Raw genomic sequence first — 19750 nt, forward strand, 5'->3', positions numbered from 1 at the left:
GACGGTTCCGGCCGGTTTAGCGCATGCGTCGGCCGAAGTCAGCCGCAATTCAACCGAGACCCATCGCCTTCAGCGCCTTGCGGGTCAGCGACTGGCGCAGCTGGAAATAGCCCTCCCACGGGTCGGCCTTCAGCCGTTTGAGGCGGGCCGGCAGGGTTTCCACCGTCCAGCGGGCGCCGGAGGCCAGCCGGGGCAGTTCCTCCCACGTCACCGGCACCGCCACCGGCGCCCCCTCGCGCGAGCGGGTGGAGAACGGCGCGATGGCCGTGGCGCCCTGGCCGTTGCGCAGGTAATCGATGAAGATGCGCCCCGTCCGCTTGGCCTTGGTCATGACCGCCACGTAGGCGCCGGGATCGTCGGCCGCCATCTGCCGCGCCAGCGCCTGCGAGAAGCCCTTCACCTCCGCCCAGTCGTTGCGCCGCTGCGGCAGCGGCACCACCACGTGCAGGCCCTTGCCGCCGGTGGTCTTGACGAAGCTGACCAGCCCCAGATCGGCCAGCCGCTGGCGCACCTCCTGCGCCGCCGCCCGCACGGTGGCGAAGGCGACGCTAGGGTCGGGATCGAGGTCGAGGATCATCACGTCGGGGTGGGCGAGATCGTCGGCCCGCGCCCCCCAGGGGTGGATTTCCATGACGCCCGACTGCGCCAGCCCGATCAGCCCGGCGGCATCGGTGATCATCACGTGGGTCTTGGTCTTGCCCTTCTCGGTCACCGGCACGCCGCTGACCGACTTCGCCAGCCCCATGCCGGGGTGGCGCTGGAAGAAGCAGCTGTCGCCGCGCCCCTCCGGGCAGCGCACCAGCCCGAGCGGCCGGTCGGCGACATAGGGCAGCATGTGGTCGGCCACCGCGTCCATGTAGGCGGCGATCTCCCCCTTGGTGAGGCCCTGGCCGGGGTAGACCACCCGCTCCGGGCTGGTGATGCGCACACCGCGGAAGCTCGGCGCCTCCGCCTTGCCGGCCGCCCTGGCGGCGGCGGGGCGGCGTTTGGGGGCGGGCGCGGGAGCCGGCTCGGGCTCAGGGTCGGGCTCCGGCTCCGTCGCCACCGTCTCGGCGTAGCCTTCGCCGGCCGGGGTGGCGGCGGGCGGTTCCAGCACCACGTCACGGGCGTCCTTGTCCTCGCGCAGGCCCTTGAAGGCGGCGTGGCGCAGGATGCCCTCGCGCGTCCAGGCACCGTATTCCACCTCCGCCACCAGATCGGGCTTCACCCAGCGGATGTCGCGTTCCGTCTTGGCGCCGCCTTCGGTGAACGGGCAGGTCTTGCGCAGCCGCGCCTCCAGCGCCTTGCGCAGGGACCGGCCGACCGCCTCGGTATAGCCGGTACCGACCTTGCCGGCGTAGGCCAGGGCGCCATGGGCATCGTGGTAACCGACCGCCAGCGCGCCGATGCCGGGGCCGCCCTTGGTGGGCTCGGTGAAGCCGCCGATGACGAACTCCTGCCGCTCGATGCACTTGGACTTCACCCAGTCACGCCCGCGGCCGGAGCGATAGGGCCCGTCGCGGCGCTTGGAGATGACGCCTTCCAGCCGCATGCCGCAGGCCTTTTCCCACACCCGCGGCCCGGCGCCGTCGATGTGGTCGGAGTAGCGCAGCAGGGCGTCGGGCGGCAGGTCGGCCGCCTCCAGCAGGGCGCGCAGGCGGTCCTTGCGGGCGACGAGCGGCTGGTCGCGCAGATCCTCGCCGTCCAGGAACAGGCAGTCGAACAGGTGGAACAGGATGGCGTCGGTCTGCTTGTCGGCGATGGCCTGCTGCAGCAGCCCGAAGTCGCTGGCGCCGGCCTCGTCCTGCACCACGATCTCGCCGTCCACCATCAGGCTGTCAGCCGGCAGCGCCGCCAGCGCCGCCGCCAGGGCCTTGAACCGCGGCGTCCAGTCCTTGCCGGAGCGGGTGAGCAGCCGCGCCTTGCCGCCCTCCACCCGGCCGATCATGCGATAGCCGTCGAACTTGATTTCATGCAGCCAGTCGGCGCCGGCCGGCGGGCGCGGCTCGCGGGTCGCCAGCTGTGGCGCCACGAAGGCCGGCAGCGCCGCGCCGCCGCGCCGGGCGGGGGCGGCCTTGGCGGCGGCTTTCCTGGCGGGGGCCTTATTGGCGGGGGCCGGATCGGGCGGCGCGGCGCCTTCCTCGCGGGCGATGGTTTCCATGCTGCGGTCGGTGACGGCGCTGGTCATGAAGGTGCGCACCAGTGCCTCGCCCTCGCCGGGGCGGGAGAAGTCGTCCTTCTTCTTGATCAGCAGCCAGTTGTCCTTGCCCTTGTCGGAGGCCTTGCGCCCGCCCATGCGCACCAGCGCCCACCGCCCCTGCATGCGCTGGCCGTGCAGCAGGAAGTCGAGCTTGCCCTTTTCCACCTGCGCCACCGGGTCGTCGCCTTCCAGCATCTCCCAGGTGCCGCCGTCCCACAGCATGACGGTGCCGCCGCCGTACTGGCCCTTGGGGATGGCACCCTCGAAGCCGGCGTAGTCCATGGGGTGGTCTTCGGTATGCACCGCCAGCCGCTTGTCGGCGGGGTCGAGCGACGGCCCCCGCGTCACCGCCCACGAGGCGAGCACGCCGTTCATCTCCAGCCGGAAATCCCAGTGCAGGCGGGTGGCGTCGTGCTTCTGGACCACGAAGATGGGCGCATCGCCCTTGCGCCGCCGTTTCGGCGCGCTGGCCGGCGGCTCCCGCGTTTTCGAGAAGTCGCGCTTGGCGACGTAGGCCGCCAGGGCGTCGGCGGCGCGCACGGCCGGCGCCTCCGTCGGCGGCGACGGGGTGGGGGAAGACCGGCCATTGCGCGGCATGGCGCCGGCCTCAGCCGGTCTTGCGGCGGCTGCCGCGACCGCTGCTGCCGGCGGCGGTGGTGGCCGTGGTCGAGGCGGTCTTGGCCTTGGCGGCCGTCTTGCGCTTCTTCGCCGGCTCGGCGGCGGCGGCCGGTCCGTCGTCGGCGATGGATTTCTTCAGCGCGTCCATCAGGTTGATGACCTGCCCCTTGGGCTTCGGCTTGCCCTTGCCCGGCGGCGGCTCGTGGCCGTGCATGCGTTCGTCGATCAGTTCCTTCAGGGCGGCCTGGTAGTGGTCGGTGAAGGTATCGGGGCGGAACTCGCCGGCGCGGCTTTCGATCAGCTGCTGCGCCATCTTCACCTGTTCCTTGTCGGGCTTGACGTCCTGGACGTCGGCGAAGAACTCCTCCGCCTCGCGCAGTTCGTCGGAATAGCGCAGGGTTTCCAGCAGCATGCCCTTGCCGCAGGGGCGGATGGCGACGATGTGCTCCTTGCCCGCCAGCACGATCTGGCCCAGCGCCATCTTCTTCGCGCCGCGCAGGGCATCGCGGATGGTGACATAGGCCTCGTTGGCGATGTCGCCGTCGGGGGTGAGGAAATAGGGCTTGTCGTAGTAGATGGCGTCCACATCGGCGGCATCGACGAAGTGGGACAGGTCGATGGTGTGCTTGGAGTCCACCTTCAGCCCGTCGATGTCTTCCTTCTCGATGGGCACGAAGCCGTCGCCGGCATCGGCGCCCATGACCACCTCGTCGCTGTCGATGGGGCCGTGGTCGGGCACGTAGAGCTGGTTGCGCACCCGCTCGCCGGTGTCGCGGTGATAGCGGTGCAGGCTGATCTTGCTGGAGCCGGTGACGGCGGCATAGAGCCGCACGGGGAACGACACCAGCGCCAGGCGGATGTGACCTTTCCAGTAGGGACGGGCGGCCATGGGTGTTCGCGCCTCCGACGCACCGGGGATTGCCGAAGAGTCGAACGCCCCTGCCCCGGCCCCAGTTCGGCGGGGCGGCTTGCACAGCCCCGCCGCCGCCCGCTACAACCTCCGCCACTACCACCACGACCGTCTGCGCCGCCCTGCCCCGGAGCCCGCCCGATGACCGCCGCCCCCGCCGCCGCCCCGCGCCCCGCCGCCTTCCTCGACCGCGACGGCGTGCTCAACGTCGATCACGGCTATGTCCACCGCTGGCAGGACTGGGAGTGGATGCCGGGCGCGCCCCAGGCGGTGCGGCGGCTGAACGAGGCCGGGTTCCTGGTGTTCGTGGTCACCAACCAGTCCGGCATCGCCCGCGGCATGTATACCGAGGACGACATGCGCGCCCTGCACGCCCGCATCGACGCCGAACTGGCCGCCGTCGGCGCCCATGTGGATGGGTGGGAGCACTGCCCGCACCTGAAGACCGGCAGCGTCGCCGCCTATGCCGTCGACTGTGACTGCCGCAAGCCCAAGCCCGGCATGCTCACCCGTCTGCTGGCGGCGTGGCCGGTGGACCGCGGCCGCAGTTTCCTCATCGGCGACAAGCAGCGCGACCTGGACGCCGCCGCCGCCGCCGGCATCGCCGGGCATCTTTATACTGACGGCGACCTGGATGCCTTCGTGCAGCGGCTACTGGCGGCGGGCGGCTGAGGGGCCGGTCAGCAGCACTCGTTCTCGATCTGCTCCAGCAGCGCCAGGCCTTCGGTGTCGTCGTACTGCTCGAACAGCTCGGCGATGATGCCGACGCGGGCGCACACGAGGCACAGGCCGTCGAACTTGCGGGCGTGAATGTCCTCCGCCGCCGCCACCTCGGCCCGGAACTTGTCCCAGAAGGCGTTGGATTTCAGCGGGTCGTCGATGTGGTGGAACACCCGCGCCAGCAGCCGCGCTGTGTTGCCCTCGCAATCGATGCCGGAGAAGCTGACATAGCGGTCGGTGGCAGAGACGTCCGTCGATATGGTCATGGGTCCGCGATCCCTGGTGAGGATGAGCCGGCGGGGGCCACCGCCACCTTACGGACCGGCCGCCCCGCCGCAAGACGCCGCCGCACCAGCGGCCGGACGGCTGCGCGAGCGGCGGCTGCGGCGCACGAACGGCGGCGCCTACACCGCCAGCACGTCCTTCAGCGCCGCCACCCGCGAGCGGCTGACCGGCACCGCATGACCCTCCGGCCGCGCCATCACCAGCTCGGCGCCGGTGTCGCGGCGGCGGAAACCGCCCACATGGCGCAGGTTGACCAGATACGACCGATGCGGCCGGAAGAACACCGCCGGGTCCAGCCGTCGCTCCAGGTCGGCCAGCGGCAGGGCGCAGAAATGGCTGCCGGAGGCGGCATGGACGCGGCTGTAATGGCCGTCGGCCTGCAGGTAGAAGGCGGTGTCGGGGTCGAGGAACAGGGTGACGCCGCCGCTCTCCACCGGCAGCTTGAGCAGGAACCGCCCCGGCTGCGGATCGGTGGGGCGCGCCTGCGGGCCGTCGTCCAGCCCGTGCAGCACCACCACGAACCCGTCGTCGCCGCCGGCCAGCGGGCAGACCCGCACATGGATGGTGCGGCCGGGATAGGGCACCATCATCGACGCCGCCGCCTCGCGCGCCTGCCGTGCCTGGGCGAGCAGCAGTTCCACCCGCGCCCGCGCCTCGCCGGGGTGCATGTCGAGCAGCGGCCGCCCGACCAGCCGGTCCGCCGCCACCCGCAACAGCGCCGCCACCGAGCCGCTGACCGCCCGCACGGTCAGGTCGGCGGCCAGCACGATGGCGCCGATCTCAGTGGTCTTCAGACGATAGGCGAAATCACTCACGGCACGCTCCCCCTGCCCGGCGCGACGCCGCCATCATGGGCGGCGCCGGGGGCGAAGGGAAGCGGTCAGGCGGCGGCGCGCTCCAGCACGGCGACGAAGAAGCCGTCGGTGTGGTGGCGGGCCGGGGTCAGGCGCAGGGTGTCGCCGCCGGCCGGGCACGGCGGCGAGCCGATCACCTCCGCCCACACCTCCGCCACCGGCTTCAGGCGGAAGGCTTCGCCGTGGCGGCCGAGGAAGGCGTCGATCTGGCCCTGGTTCTCCTCCGGCAGCAGCGAGCAGGTGGCATAGACCAGCCGCCCGCCCGGCTTCACCAGCCGCGCCGCGCTGTCAAGGATGCTCGCCTGCCGGCCCTTGAGGTCTTCCAGATGCTCGTCCTTCAGGCGCCAGCGGGCGTCGGGGTTGCGGCGCCAGGTGCCGGTGCCGGTGCAGGGGGCGTCTACCAGCACGCGGTCGAAGGTGCCGGCCTGCCGCTTCACCCACTTGTCATGCTCGCTGGTGAGGGTGCGGCGGGTGACGTTGTGGGCGCCGGCCCGCTTCAGCCGCACCGCCGAGCGTTCCAGCCGCCCCTCGGAGACGTCGCAGGCCACCAGCCGGCCCTTGTTGTCCATGGCGGCGGCGAGGCCCAGGGTCTTGCCGCCGGCGCCTGCGCAGAAGTCCACCACCGCCATGCCGGGCCGCGCGTCGGCCAGCAGGGCGACCAGCTGCGAGCCCTCGTCCTGCACCTCCACCAGACCGTCGTTGAACACCTTGAGGCCGGCCAGATTGACCCGCCCGCCGCGCAGCCGCAGGCCGACCGGCGACAGCCGCGCCGGCTCGCTGCGCACGCCTTCCGCCTCCAGGGCGGCCATGGCGGCGTCGCGGTCGCCCTTCAGGGTGTTGACGCGAAGGTCGAGCGGCGCTTCCTCCAGCATGGCGGTCAGTTCGCGCTCGGCATCCTCGCCGAAAAGGTCGGCGAAACGGCTCCAGATCCAGTCCGGCACCTCGAACCGCACCGCCGGCGGCATGTCCTTGGACCACTGCGGCCGGCCCTGGATGGCGCGCGCGATGGCCAGTTCGCCGTTGGACAGGCGATCAGGGCAGTGACGCTCGCCGGTGAACAGGGGCGGCAGGTCGTCGGCCTTCATGTGGTCGGTGATCATCAGGTCGGCGATGACCCGCTGGCGGGCGGAGATCTTGATGTCGCGCCCGGTGCGGCTGCCGCCCCAGTGCAGCCACCACGTCAGCTTCGCCCACCGCCGCAGCACGCCCCACACGCGATCGGCAATGGCCCGGCGATCCTTGGAGCCGATATAGCGCCGATCCCGAAAATAGGCCGAGGCGGTACCATCGGCCGGCCGCGGCACGGCCTCAATCTCCGTCAGCAGTTCGATGGCGGCTTGCAGGCGGGCGGCGTCGTGCATGGATCGTCCGAGTCTCGCAACAGGAAAGCCGCGAGGTATACCGTGGTTCGCGGCCGGAAGGAACCCCGCGATGGCCGGTCAGGCGTGCCGCGTGCTGCGCCGGCCATCGGCCGCCGCCGCCACAAGGTCCAGCGTCTTGGCGATGGGCACGGCGAACAGGATCGCCACGACCGCCTGCAGGAGCAACAGGGCCGTGGCGGCCACGCTGTTGGTCACCACCGCCAGCGTAATGAGCCCGACGGTGGTCCGGACCTGCCGGCGCAAGGCAGTGTCGCCGATCTCGTCGAGAGGATCGCGGCGGCCCCTTGCGACGACGGCAAAATAGGGAACCGTCAGCACGATGTACCATGCCCGCCAGGGGTTCATCAGGTCTTCGGTGCCCCGGGCCAGGGCGCGCTTGAAACGCACCGGCAGGCGGTCGTCGCGCAGCAGCTCCAGCGCCATGCGCCCGGCCTTCTCGCGCAGCGGATCGGTAGCGCGCAGCAGCCGGTTGCCGAGGAAGGCATAGGCGATGAGGATGGCACCGAGCCAGAGCAGCATCTGCAAGCCCTCATGCATCGGCATCCTCCTTCCTGTCTTTCGTATCCAGGGGTAGATCGAGCTGGCGGTCGTGATCTTCAAGGCGGCGCCGGAGGCGTTCCCCCCGAAGATATCGCGCCCGCGGTGCCAGAATCCAGAGGATCAGGGCGATGAAGCCGGTTACCCCGCAAAACACCAGCGGATCGTGGCGAGCAAAGTCCACGATGGCGAGGCCCACATCGGCCCAGGTCTTGCCCTCGCCGCCAGATGCCATCCGCCGCCTCCCCCGTCGCCCCTACGGATGGAAGCCATAGCAAACGCAGCCCCAGGTTGTCCAGGGGCTGCGCGCTTTCTTGCGGTCGATCAGGTGCTGATGCGGTAGTTGGGGGCCTCGGCGGTGATGGCGACGTCGTGGACGTGGCTTTCACGCAGGCCGGCGTTGGTGATGCGGCGGAACTTGCAGTTGCGCTGCATCTCGGGGATCGTCCCGTTGCCGGTGTAGCCCATGGCCGCCTTCAGGCCGCCCAGCAGCTGGTGGATGACGCCGCTGGCCGGGCCCTTGTAGGGGACGCGGCCCTCGATGCCTTCCGGCACCAGCTTCAGGTTGTCGCGCACTTCCTGCTGAAAGTAGCGGTCGGCCGAGCCGCGCGCCATGGCGCCGACGGACCCCATGCCGCGGTAGGACTTGTAGCTGCGGCCCTGGTAGAGGATCACCTCGCCCGGCGCCTCGTCGGTGCCGGCCAGCAGGGAGCCGACCATGCAGCAGTCCGCCCCGGCGGCGATGGCCTTGGCGAAGTCGCCGGAGAACTTGATGCCGCCGTCGGCGATCACCGGCACGTCGTGCTTCCGCGCCTCTTCCACCACTTCCATGATGGCCGACAGCTGCGGCACGCCGACGCCGGCCACGATGCGGGTGGTGCAGATGGAGCCGGGGCCGATGCCCACCTTGACGCCGTCGGCGCCGGCCTCGATCAGCGCCCTGGCGCCTTCCGGGGTGGCGATGTTGCCGGCGATGATCTGCGCCGCCGGGGCGAAACGCTTGATCTCGCGCACCGCCTCGATCACGCCGCGGGAATGGCCGTGGGCGGTATCCACCACCACCACGTCGACGCCGGCGGCGATCAGCGCCTCGGCGCGGGCGATGCCGTCCTTGCCGACGCCGGTGGCGGCGGCGACGCGCAGGCGGCCGCTGGCGTCCTTGCAGGCGTTGGGATAGGTGGTGGCCTTCTCGATGTCCTTCACCGTCACCAGGCCGATGCAGCGGTAGGCCTCGTCGACCACCAGCAGCTTCTCGATGCGGTACTTGTGCAGCAGCCGCTTGGCCTCGTCCTGGGTGACGCCTTCACGCACCGTCACCAGGTTTTCGTGGGTCATCAGGCTGGCGACCGGCTGCGCCATGTCGCTGGCAAAGCGGACGTCGCGGTTGGTGAGGATGCCGACCAGCTTGTCGGTGCCGCGCTCGGTGACCGGAATGCCGGAGATGCGGTTGTCGGCCATCATCTGCAGGGCATCGGCCAGCGTGGCGTCCGGGGTGATGGTCAGCGGGTTGACCACCATGCCCGACTCGAAACGCTTCACCCGGCGCACTTCCTCCGCCTGGGCGTCGATCTCCATGTTCTTGTGGATGACGCCAAGGCCGCCCGTCTGCGCCATGGCGATGGCCAGCTGGTTTTCCGTCACCGTGTCCATGGCGGCGGAGACCAGCGGGATGTTCAGCTCCACACCGCGGGTCAGGCGGGTGCGGGTCTGCGCTTCGGCGGGAAGCACGCTGGATGCACCCGGCACCAGCAGCACATCGTCGAAGGTCAGGGCTTCGGGGAAGTTCATGGCACCTCCAGGGGTTCGTAAGGTGCGCGCCACTATACACAGAAAGCCCCCCGCCTCAAGCAAGAGGAAAATGTGCTGTCAAGCGTTTCGTGCAGGGCTGGCCCCACGCAAGGAAATGCCCCTCCCCGACGGACAGGGAGGGGCATGGGCGGAACCGGGCCGACTACGCCGGGGCGTCAGCGGTACATCTGCGCCGGCAGCCACAGCACCAGGTCATCCCACAGGAAGACCGAGGCGAGGATGAGCAGCTGCACCAGCACGAACGGCACGACGCCGCGGTAGATGTGCTGGATGGTTATTCCAGGTGGTGCCACGCCCTTCAGGTAGAACAGCGAGAATCCGACCGGCGGGGTGAGGAAGCTGGTCTGCAGGCAGACGGCGAACATCACCGTGAACCACACCAGGTCGTAGCCCAGTTCCTTCACCACCGGCGCCACCAGCGGCAGGATGATCAGGCTGATTTCCAGCCAGTCGAGGAAGAAGCCGGCGATGAAGGCGATGAACAGGATGAACATCACCACGCCCCACGGCGGGAACGGCAGGCCCTTCAGCAGCTCGCCGATGAACTGGTCGCCGCCGAGCGAGCGCATGACCAGCGCAAAGGCGGTGGCGCCGAGGAAGATGCCGAAGATGAAGGCCGTGGTCAGCGCCGTCTCGCGGCAGACCTGACGCAGCACGTCGATGCTGAGGCGGCGGTTGAGCAGGGCGAGGATGGTGGCGCCCAGCGCGCCGATGCCCGAGGCCTCGGTCGGCGTGGCGATGCCGAAGAAGATGGAGCCGAGCACCGCCAGGATGAGCGCCAGCGGCGGCAGCACCGCCTTCACCGTCTCCCACACGTCGGCCCAGCCGATGCGTTCGTGGCGCGGCGGGGCGGGCATGGCGTCCGGCTTGATGAGGCCGAGGGCCACCACATACACCATGTAGGCGACGCCCAGCAGCAGGCCGGGGATCATGGCGCCCATGAACAGGCTGCCCACCGGCAGCGACAGCTGGTCGGCCATGATGACCAGCATGATCGACGGCGGGATGAGGATGCCGAGGGTGCCGGCGGAGGCCACCACGCCGCTCGACAGCGGCTTGGCGTACTTCTGCTCCATCATGATCGGCAGCGCCAGCATGGACAGCAGCACCACCGAGGCGCCGACGATGCCGGTGGAGGCCGCCAACAGCACGCCGATGACGATGACGGTGATGGCAAGGCCGCCGCGCAGGCCGCCGAACAGCTTGGCGAAGCTCTTCATCAGCCGCTCGGCGACGCCGGAGCGGTCGAGCATCAGGCCCATGAACACGAACATGGGCAAGGCGACCAGCACCCAGTTGGACATCTGGCCGTATATGCGGTCGACGATGACGGCGAAGTCCGACCACTCGTCCAGGAAGTAGGTGTCCACGTCGAACCAGTTCACCAGCCCGAAGGCGATGATGGTGAACAGGAACGAAATGCCGCCCAGCAGCCACGCCAGCGGGAAGCCGGTGAAGATGAGGCCGATGAAGCTGAGCAGCAGGATGACGACGATGACTTCGTAGCTTTCCACGATGATTCCCCTTCGTCCGCCTTACTCTTTCGGCCAGATCGGGCGCGGCACGCCGAACAGCATTGCGGTGCAGCGCAGCACCCGCGCGGTGGCGGCGATGATCAGCAGCAGGAAGCCCCAGAAGATGAAGGACTTGAGAATCCAGCGGTACGGCAGGCCGCCGGGGGCGCCGGACCGCTCGTTCTGCAGGTAGCTGGTTTCGATGAAGGGGATGGACTGCACCAGGATGACGATCAGGAACGGCAGCAGCATGCCGAGAAGGCCGATCAGTTCGATCCAGGCGCGGGTCTTCGGCCGCAGCCGCTCCGCCACCACGTCGACACGGACATGGCGGTTTTCCACGAAGCAGTAGGACAGGCCGAGGATGAAGCCGACGGCATAGATGTGCCACTGCAGCTCTTCAAGCTGGATCGAGCCCATGTTGAAGGCGTAACGCAGCACCACCTGCAGCACGATGACCGCCACCAGCACCACCCACAGCCACGCGCTCGTGCGGCCGATCCAGCGGACGCCGCGGTCGAGGACGTTGGAGATGGCGGTACGGGGCAGGCTGTAGTCGGCGGGCAGGTCATCGCCCTGGTCGGGCGTGCGGTCCACGGGCGGTGCGCTCATGGAAGCTCCGTCGTCAGGTCGTCGGGGAAATGAGCGGGGGCACGCGGCCCCCGCCCGTCAGGAACCGTAGGCGGCGCGGCCTTACTGGCCGGCCGAACCGTACAGGTCGGGGTGCTGGTCGCGCCAGTCGCGCGGCAGGTAGCCGAGGCGCTTCCAGTCGGCGCTTTCGTCCATGAAGGCGACCATGCTGTCGTAGACGCGCTTGAAGTCGGCGTCACGGCCGGAGTAGTCGGCCATCACTTCGTTGGAGGCCTTCTTGAGCGCCACCAGCACGTCGTCCGGCACCTTGGCGGCGGTGACGCCGTGCTCTTCCGTCAGGCGCTTCAGGGCCGCGCCCTGGGTGCCTTCGGCGCGGGCGAGCGACTTCGCCACGCCGGCGATGCAGGCGGTGCGGAACATGGCCTGCTGGGCCTCGTCCAGGCGATCCCACTTGGCCTTGTTGATGTAGAGGTACTGGTTGGTGGACGGCTGGTGCCAGCCCGGCAGGTGGTAGTACTTGACCACCTTGTGGAAGCCCAGTTGCTCGTCCACCACCGGCAGCGAGAACTCGGTGGCGTCGATGACGCCCTTCTCCAGCGCCTCGAACAGCTCGGAGCCCGGCAGCACGGTGACGGAGGCGCCCAGCTTCTGCAGGATCTCGCCGCCCAGGCCGGCGAAGCGGATCTTCAGGCCCTTGACCTGATCGACGTTCTCCAGCGGGAAGCGGAACCAGCCGGCCGCCTCGGGGCTGATGGTGCCGCAGAACAGCGGCACGATGTTATGGGAGGCGTAGATTTCCTCCATCATCTGCTGGCCGCCCTTTTCGAGCATCCAGGCGGAGAATTCCCACGGCTCCATGCCGAAGGGCACGGCGCCGAACAGGGCGGAGGACGGCAGCTTGCCGATTTCGTAGCCGGCCCAGACGTAGCCCGAATCGACCTTGCCCGACGAGACCGCGTCGTAAACCTCGGTGCCCTTCACCAGCTTGCCCGGCTCGAACACCTCAAGGTTGATCTTGCCGCCGGACATGGCCTTCAGCTGCTCGGCCACCCAGGGGGCCGTATCGGCCAGCGCCGGCAGGGTCGAGGCGAAGCCCATGGTCATCTGCCAGCGCACCCGTTCCTGCGCCTGCGCGGCGCCGACGGTGCCGGCGGCAACAACGGCCGCGACGGCCACGGCAACGGCGTGCTTTGCTACACGGTTGAACATTGATTTCCTCCCTGGGGTCGATCTGCCGGCCGTTGGCCGGCCTGGTCACTGTCTTTTCTTGTTCTGGCCGCCGGCCCTTTGACGTCGGCGGATACTGTACTCGCGCGGTCAGGCTATCCAACAACGGGCGGAGGCACAAGTGTCGCATGCACGATCCCAACGTATTGCGCACGAACAGCCTCTCGCCGGACACAACTTGATCCCGCCACAGCCTGCGATGGCACGTCGGCGGCGGCCCTCGTGCTGAGGTGTCATCGGCAGCCGCCCCCATCCAGTCCTCTATGGCGAAAGAAATGCCACCGACCCCCGCGACCTTGTGCTGAAGTCGCATATCTCTTGCGGTTGATTGACCCGATGATCCGAAAGGTTCATCACCGTAAGGTGCAAGGGGTGACATATCGGCGTGCGCCATGGACGCCGGTGGAGGGGCATGTGCAGGAGATCCGCATCCTGCTGGTGGAGGACAACCCGATGGACGCCCGCCTGGTCCAGCTGATGCTGGCCGAGGAGGCGGCGGCCCATTATTGGGTCACCCACGCCGGCAGCCTGGCCGCCGCCCGCGCGGCAGCGGCGGCGCAGAGGCCCGATGCCGTGCTGCTGGACATGCATCTGCCCGACAGCGCCGGGCTGGAAACGGTGGAGACCATGGTCGCCGCGGTGCCGGAGGTGCCGGTGGTGGTGCTGACCGGGCTCGACGACGAGTCGGTGGGCACTGAGGCGATTCGCGCCGGCGCCCAGGACTATGTGGTCAAGGGCTTCACCGACGGCAGCATGATGCGGCGGATCATCGCCCACGCCATCGAGCGGCGGCGCATCGGCGTGGAGCTGGAGCGCGCCCACGCCGACCTCGCCCGCCTGAACGCGGAGAAGGACCGCTTCTTCTCCATCATCGCCCACGACCTGAAAAGCCCCTTCAACGCCCTGCTCGGGTTCTCGGAACTGCTGCTGGAGCGGGCACCGGCCATGCCGCGCGAACAGATCCTGGAATACGTGCAGATCATCCACGACAGCGGCCAGACCGCCTTCGACCTGCTGGAGAACCTGCTGGAATGGTCGCGCCTGCAGCTCGGCCGGGTGGAGTTCCGGCCGGAGCCGGTGCGGCTGGCGGAGGTGGCGGCCAAGGTCGTGGCGCTGCACCAGCTGGCCGCCGACACCAAGGGCATCCGCCTGCAGCAGGCGACGGGGCCGCTGGCGGCCTGCGCCGATCCGGCGGTGGTGGATACCATCCTGCGCAATCTGGTCGGCAATGCGGTGAAGTTCACCCATCCCGGCGGCAGCATCCGCATCACCGCCGAGGCGGGCGGCGACGGCGCCGTGATGCTGGCGGTCAGCGATACCGGCGTCGGCATGACGGCGGAGCAGCTGGCCGGCCTGTTCCGGGTCGACGGCAGCCACTCCACCCCCGGCACCCGCGGCGAGCGCGGCACCGGCCTCGGGCTCATGCTGTGCGCCGAGCTGGCAGTGAAGTCGGGCGGCCGCATCGAGGTGGACAGCCGCCCCGGCCACGGCACCACCTTCCGCGTCATCCTGCCGGCGGCGCCGGCCACCGAGGCCTCGCGGCCGGAAGCCCTGTCGGCCTGAGCGGCGGCACTCCCCTCAGGCTCCTCAGGGCGCCTTCGGCGCCGGTGCTGTTCCTCAGGGCGCCTTCGGCGCCGCCTGGGCCGGGGTCTGCACCCGTTCCACCGGGCGCTTGATGATCGCCACCAGCGCCGCCGTCACCAGGGTGCCGGTCAGGATGGCGACGATGTACATGCCCAGGTTGCCCACCGCATTGGGAATGCCGAGCACGAACACGCCGCCGTGCGGCGCCCGCAGGGTGCAGCCGAAGTACATGGACAGCGCCCCGGCCACCGCGCTGCCGGCCATGATGCAGGGGATCACCCGCACCGGGTCCTTGGCGGCGAAGGGGATGGCGCCCTCGGTGATGAAGCAGATGCCCAGCACCCCGGCGGCCTTGCCGGCCTCCTGTTCCTCGGCATTGAACTTGCGCCGGGCGATGAAGGTCGCCAGCGCCAGGCCGAGCGGCGGCGTCATGCCGGCGGCCATGGTGGCCGCCATGGGGGCGAAGGTGTCCGACCCCAGCAGGCCGACCGAAAAGGCATAAGCCGCCTTGTTCACCGGCCCGCCCATGTCGAAGGCCATCATGGCCCCCAGCAGCACGCCCAGTAGCACCGCGTTGGTGCCCGACAGGCCGTTCAGCCAGGCGGTCAGACCATCCATGATCGCCCGCACCGGCTCGCCCACCACATAGACCATCATCAGGCCGGTGAAGCCGCCCGCCAGCAACGGGATGATGAGCACCGGCTTCAGCCCCTCCAGGGTCTGCGGCAGGCGCAGGCGGTCGCGCAGGAACAGCGACGAATACCCGGCGATGAAGCCGGCGATGATGCCGCCCAGGAACCCCGCCCCCAGCTGCGTCGCCAGCATGCCGCCGATCAGCCCCGGCGCCAGCCCCGGCCGGTCGGCGATGGAATAGGCGATGAACCCGGCCAGCACCGGCACCATGAGGGCGAAGGCGGCACCGCCGCCGATCTGCATGAGGGCGGCGGGGATGGTGCCCTCCTCCTCGAAGGCGGTGATGCCCCACACGAACGACAGGGCGATCAGCAGGCCGCCCGCCACCACCAGCGGCAGCATGTAGGACACGCCGGTCAGCAGGTGCTTGTAGGGGCCGGAGCGTTGCGCCGACAGCTGCTGCTTGGCCCGCTGCACCTCCTGCTGATAGCCGGCGCCCCCGGCCGTCGCGCCCGCTGCCGCCCCCGCTGCCGCCCCGGCGCCGCCGGCGGTCGATCCGGCCGGCGTCTGCAGGGCGGCGGCGATGACCGCCGGGCCGTTCTTCAGCGCCGCGGCAGTGGAGGTCATGTAGAGCGGCTTGCCGGCGAAGCGGTCTGTGGTGACGTTGGTGTCGGCGGCGATGATCACCGCGTCGGCGGCGGCGATGTCCTCGTCGGTCAGGGTGTTCTTGGCGCCGACCGAGCCCTGGGTCTCCACCTTGATGCCGTGCCCCATGCCGACCAGCGCCTGGCGCAGCGCCTCCGCCGACATGAAGGTGTGGGCGATGCCGGTCGGACAGGCGGTGATGGCCACCAGCCGCCTGCCCTCCCCCGCCGGCGGCGGCGGCACCGGTTCCGGCGTCTCGCCCCGCTCGGCCATCACCTGCGCCCGCGCCTCGTCGGCCGGCGGCGGGCGAGGCGGCGGCGGCGCCCTCGGGGGCGGGGCCGGGGGGGGGGGGGGGGGGGGCGCATCGTGGGCTTCCTCGCCCAGCGCCGCCTCGATCACCTGCCGCGGGTCGCGGATGGCGGCGGCGGTGGAGCTGACGTAGATCGGCTTGCCGGCGAAGCGATCGGTGGGCACGGTCATGTCGGCGGCCAGGATGACGGCATCGGCCTCGGCGATCTGCTCTGCCGACAGCTCGCCGCCGGTGCCGCCGGAACCGCGGGTTTCCACCACGATGGCATGGCCGAGCAGGCTGGCCTGCTTCTTCAGGGCCTCGGCCGCCATGTAGGTATGGGCAATGCCCGTCGGGCAGGCGGTGACGGCGACGATGCGGGCCATGACGGCTCTCCCTCAGGGATATCAGGCAGGCAAGGGCGACAGGCGGACTTCGGTCATGCGGGCCTCCACCTGCGCCGGCGGCGGCAGGCGGGGGCCGAGGGTGGTGAGGGCGGCGGCGGAACAGGCGGTGGCGCGCCGCGCCCGTGGCCCGAGGCTGAGGCCCCGCAGCCAGCCGAGCACCAGCCCGGCCACCATGGCGTCACCGGCGCCGACGGTCGACACCGGCTCCACCGGCAGGGCGGCGGCATGGACCGCCTCGTCGGCCTCCACCAGCACGGCGCCGGCGCCGCCGAGGGAGACCACCACGCAGTCGATGCCCTGCCCCACCAGCCGGCGGGCCGCTGCCGCCACCGCCGCCGGCTCGTCGTCCACCGGGCCGACCAGATCGCGCAGTTCGTGGATGTTGGGCTTGATGAGCGCCGGCCGGGCGGCGATGCCGTGGCGCAGGGCGGCGCCGCTGGCGTCCAGCACCACCGTGCGGCCGCGCGCCTTCAGCCGTGTTGTCAGGCGGCCGTAGATGTCGTCGTCCACCCCCGCCGGCAGCGAGCCCGCCAGCACGAAGATGGCATGGTCCTCCGCCAGCACGTCGAGGGCGGCGCCCAACTGTTCCAGGCTTTCCGGCGTGGCGGCGGGGCCGGGGAAGTTGAGGTCGGTCACCGCCCCTTCGCCATGGGCCGCCTCGTCCACCAGCTTGATGTTGGTGCGCACCCGCCCCGGCAGGCCGACGAAGCGGTCGGTGATGCGTCTGGCGGCGAACAGGTCGGTGAAGCAGCGGGTGTTTTCCTGCCCCATCAGGCCGGTGACGCTGACGCCGACGCCGAACTCGGCCAGGAAGCCGGCAACGTTGACGCCCTTGCCGCCGGGGTCGGCACGGTCCCAGGCGATGCGGTTGACGCGCCCGGGGCGAAAGCCGCTCAGCCCGGCCGTCTGGTCGATGGCGGGGTTCAGGGTGACGGTGCAGACGCGGTCGGTGGCGGTGAACATGCGTACTCCTTGCGTCAGGCCAGGCGGCGCACCTCGGCGGCGGTGGCGCAGGCCAGCGCCCGCTCGGCCAGGCGGCGGCACTCGGCCAGCGACAGGCCGCGCACCTGCGCCTTCAGGGGCGCCACCGCCGGCGGGCTGACCGACAGTTCGTCGACGCCAAGGCCGATGAGGATGGGCGCCGCCACCCGCTCCGCCGCCATGTTGCCGCACACGCCGACCCAGCGGCCGTGGGCGTGCGCCGCCTCCACCACCGTGCGGATCAGCCGCAGCACGCTCGGGTGCAGGCCGTCGGCCTTGCGGGTCAGGGTCGGGTGCAGGCGGTCGATGGCCAGGGTGTACTGGGTCAGGTCGTTGGTGCCGATGGAGAAGAAGTCCACCTCCGGCGCGAAGACCGGCGCCATCAGGGCGGCGGACGGCACCTCCACCATGATGCCCACCTCCACCGGCGGCGCTCCCAGGGCGGCCCGTTCCTCCTCCAGCAGGGCGCGGGCATCGCGGAATTCCTCCACCATGCCGACCATGGGGAACATGACCTTCACCGCCCCCTCGGGCGCCGCCCTGGCCGCCCGCAGGATGGCCCGCAGCTGCGGCCGGAACACCTCCGGCCGGGTCAGCGCCAGACGGATGCCGCGCAGGCCGAGGAAGGGGTTGTCCTCCGGCGGCATGGGCAGGAAGGGGATGTCCTTGTCGCCGCCGATGTCCATGGTGCGCACCACCAGCGGCAGGCCGTTCAGGGCCTCCACCATGCGCATCAGCGCCTCGGCCTGCTCGTCCTCGCCGGGGGCATCCTCGCGGCCGAGGAACAGGAACTCGGTGCGCAGCAGGCCGATGCCTTCCGCCCCCGCCTCCACCGCCCGCGCCGCCTCGTCGGTGCGGCCGATGTTGGCGACCACCTCGACCCGGCCGCCATCGGTGGTGAAGGCCGGCTGGTAGGCGGCCGCCTTGGCTTTCTGCCGCGCCGCCTGACGCTCGCCGCGGGCGGCTTCGGCCTTGGTGCGGTCGTCGGCGTCGGGGGCGACCAGCAGCAGGCCGTGATCGCCGTCCACCACCACCTCGGTGCCGTCGGCGACGCCCTCCAGCGCCGGACCGAGCGAGACAATGGCGGGAATGTCCAGCGACCGCGCCAGGATGGCGGAATGGCTGTTGGGGCCGCCGGCTGTCAGGGCGATGCCGAGCACCCGGTCGGTATCGAGCGTGGCGGTATCCGACGGCGCCAGATCCTCCGCCGCCAGCACCACCGGATGCGGCGGCAGCGGCTGCGCGGTCTGGGCGCCGGTCTGGCCGGCCAGGATACGCAGCACGCGGGCGCCGACGTCGCGCATGTCGTTGGCGCGCTCGCGCAGGGTGGCATCGCCCAGCGCCGCCAGCTCCGCCGCCCGCCGTTCGGTGACGATCTGCCACGCCCGCCCGGCCGACTGGCCGCCGTCGATCAGCGACGCCGCCTCCGCCGCCAGGTCGGGATCGTCGAGGAATTCCTGATGCGCCAGGAAGATCGCCGCCTGCTTGGAGCCGGAGCGGGCCGACACCGCCGCGTGCAGCGCCTGCAACTGGCCGCGCGCCTCCGCCATGGCCGCCTCCAGCGCCGCCGTCTCGCGGCCGGCACCGCGGCTTTCGTCGCGCACGGCAATCTCCGCCCGCCGCAGGCGGTGGAGCGGCCCGAGGGCCAGCCCCGGCGAGGCCGCGACGCCCTGCCGCACGTCGCCGGCGAAGTCCACCGGTGGCGCGGCGGGCGACGGCGGCGTTGCGGCGCCGGCATCGTCATCGGCCGGCGGCTCGTCCTCCTCCAGCCCCTGGCGCACCGCCTGGGCCAGTTCCCGCACCGCCTGTTCGGCATCGGCGCCATCGGCCAGGATGCGGATGGACGCGCCGCTGTCGGCCCCGAGCGTCAGCAGCGAGGCGAGGCTCTTGCCGTTGGCGACCTTGGCGCCGTGGACCACCCGCACGTCGGCGGCGAACTGCTTCGCCAGCCCGGCGAACACCGCCGCCGGGCGCGCGTGCAGGCCATGGCGGCCGGAGATGGTGACGCTGTCGGCGGCGCCGTAGCCCGCCAGTTCCGCCAGGGCCGCCTCGGCCCCGCCCGCCCCTGCCCCGCCGCCGCCGGAGGCGTCGTCGCCACTGCGGTTGAGCAGGTCGAGCACGTCCTGCGGATCGCTGGTGGTGGCAAGGCGGCGGGCCGCCGCCTCGTCGGTCAGCACGTCGGTGAGGTTGGCAAGCACCTGGATATGTTCGTCGGAGCGGGCGGCGATGCCCACCGCCAGATGCACCACCTCGCCCGGGTTCCACTCCACCCCGGCGGGGAACTGCACCACGCACAGGGCGGTGTCGCGGATCATGCCGGCGTCGCCGCGCAGGCCGTGCGGGATGGCGATGCCGTTGCCCAGGTAGGTGGCGGTCTGCGCCTCGCGCGCCAGCATGCTGTCGGCATAGGCGGCATCGACCTTGCCGGCTGCCGCCAGGATCGCCGCCGCCTGACGGATCGCATCGGCCTTGTCGGTGGCCGCCCGGCCGAGGGCCACCATGTCCTTGGACAGGCTCAGCATGTGCGCTCCTTTCCTCCCGGCGCCGCAGGCGACGGCGCGGGCGTCGCTGCGATGCGCGTGGAA

16 protein-coding genes are annotated in these 19750 nt (G+C 70.9%); 2 read left to right on the top strand and 14 right to left on the bottom strand.

Features of this window, described 5'->3' with window-relative positions; all coding sequences use genetic code 11:
- Positions 1–49: 49 nt before the first annotated feature.
- Both ligD and ku read right to left on the bottom strand, forming a co-directional pair.
- Positions 50–2776 (bottom strand): DNA ligase D, encoded by a 2727-nt coding sequence (gene ligD / locus ABD056_RS13135; protein WP_343867277.1) that lies wholly within the window; start codon positions 2774–2776, stop codon positions 50–52.
- 10 nt (positions 2777–2786) lie between these two features.
- Entirely contained in the window at positions 2787–3686 is a 900-nt protein-coding gene (gene ku / locus ABD056_RS13140; RefSeq protein ID WP_343867279.1) for a non-homologous end joining protein Ku, read from the bottom strand.
- Between the two features lie 162 nt (positions 3687–3848).
- Between ku and ABD056_RS13145 the strand changes: the two genes are divergently transcribed.
- A complete protein-coding gene (locus tag ABD056_RS13145) occupies positions 3849–4379 on the top strand; it encodes a D-glycero-alpha-D-manno-heptose-1,7-bisphosphate 7-phosphatase (RefSeq protein WP_343867280.1) in 531 nt (176 codons plus the stop codon).
- Positions 4380–4387: 8 nt separating this feature from the next.
- Here the strand turns inward: ABD056_RS13145 and cowN are convergent, their stop codons facing one another.
- The 9 genes from cowN to ABD056_RS13190 form a co-directional block, all read right to left on the bottom strand.
- The gene (cowN, locus tag ABD056_RS13150; protein ID WP_343867282.1) at positions 4388–4693 is read right to left on the bottom strand and encodes a N(2)-fixation sustaining protein CowN; all 306 of its coding nucleotides are present in this window, start codon (positions 4691–4693) and stop codon (positions 4388–4390) included.
- 138 nt (positions 4694–4831) lie between these two features.
- The gene (locus ABD056_RS13155; protein WP_343867284.1) at positions 4832–5527 is read right to left on the bottom strand and encodes a PAS domain-containing transcriptional regulator; all 696 of its coding nucleotides are present in this window, start codon (positions 5525–5527) and stop codon (positions 4832–4834) included.
- Positions 5528–5592: 65 nt separating this feature from the next.
- Positions 5593–6927, bottom strand: coding sequence for an RsmB/NOP family class I SAM-dependent RNA methyltransferase (locus ABD056_RS13160; protein WP_343867285.1), 1335 nt, complete (start codon positions 6925–6927; stop codon positions 5593–5595).
- Positions 6928–7005: 78 nt separating this feature from the next.
- Complete coding sequence (locus ABD056_RS13165; RefSeq protein ID WP_343867286.1) at positions 7006–7491, bottom strand: hypothetical protein; 486 nt, start codon at positions 7489–7491, stop codon at positions 7006–7008.
- On the bottom strand, positions 7478–7720 hold the full coding sequence (locus ABD056_RS13170; RefSeq protein WP_343867288.1) for a hypothetical protein: 243 nt from the start codon (positions 7718–7720) through the stop codon (positions 7478–7480). The genes ABD056_RS13165 and ABD056_RS13170 overlap by 14 nt, the downstream gene beginning before the upstream one ends.
- Before the next feature lie 89 nt (positions 7721–7809).
- On the bottom strand, positions 7810–9273 hold the full coding sequence (gene guaB / locus ABD056_RS13175; RefSeq protein ID WP_343867290.1) for an IMP dehydrogenase: 1464 nt from the start codon (positions 9271–9273) through the stop codon (positions 7810–7812).
- A gap of 176 nt (positions 9274–9449) precedes the next feature.
- The gene (locus ABD056_RS13180) at positions 9450–10808 is read right to left on the bottom strand and encodes a TRAP transporter large permease (RefSeq protein WP_343867292.1); all 1359 of its coding nucleotides are present in this window, start codon (positions 10806–10808) and stop codon (positions 9450–9452) included.
- A 21-nt stretch (positions 10809–10829) separates the two neighbouring features.
- Positions 10830–11420: a TRAP transporter small permease subunit gene (locus ABD056_RS13185; RefSeq protein WP_343867294.1), complete on the bottom strand. Its 591-nt coding sequence runs from the start codon at positions 11418–11420 to the stop codon at positions 10830–10832.
- Positions 11421–11501: 81 nt separating this feature from the next.
- Positions 11502–12608, bottom strand: a complete 1107-nt coding sequence (locus ABD056_RS13190) for a TRAP transporter substrate-binding protein (RefSeq protein ID WP_343867295.1) — start codon at positions 12606–12608, stop codon at positions 11502–11504.
- A gap of 390 nt (positions 12609–12998) precedes the next feature.
- Here ABD056_RS13190 and ABD056_RS13195 point away from each other — a divergent pair, with 390 nt between their 5' ends.
- Positions 12999–14189, top strand: coding sequence for an ATP-binding response regulator (locus ABD056_RS13195; protein WP_343867296.1), 1191 nt, complete (start codon positions 12999–13001; stop codon positions 14187–14189).
- Positions 14190–14243: 54 nt separating this feature from the next.
- On the opposite strand, the gene ABD056_RS13200 is transcribed toward ABD056_RS13195, so the two are convergent.
- The 3 genes from ABD056_RS13200 to ptsP are packed head-to-tail and all read right to left on the bottom strand — an operon-like array spanning position 14244 to position 19687.
- Positions 14244–16163: a PTS fructose-like transporter subunit IIB gene (locus ABD056_RS13200; RefSeq protein WP_343867298.1), complete on the bottom strand. Its 1920-nt coding sequence runs from the start codon at positions 16161–16163 to the stop codon at positions 14244–14246.
- Between the two features lie 21 nt (positions 16164–16184).
- Positions 16185–17147, bottom strand: a complete 963-nt coding sequence (gene pfkB / locus ABD056_RS13205) for a 1-phosphofructokinase (RefSeq protein ID WP_343867300.1) — start codon at positions 17145–17147, stop codon at positions 16185–16187.
- A gap of 14 nt (positions 17148–17161) precedes the next feature.
- A complete protein-coding gene (gene ptsP / locus ABD056_RS13210) occupies positions 17162–19687 on the bottom strand; it encodes a phosphoenolpyruvate--protein phosphotransferase (RefSeq protein ID WP_343867302.1) in 2526 nt (841 codons plus the stop codon).
- Between the last annotated feature and the right edge of the window lie 63 nt (positions 19688–19750).

Source organism: Caenispirillum bisanense (assembly GCF_039523075.1).
Lineage (GTDB): Bacteria > Pseudomonadota > Alphaproteobacteria > Rhodospirillales > Rhodospirillaceae > Caenispirillum > Caenispirillum bisanense.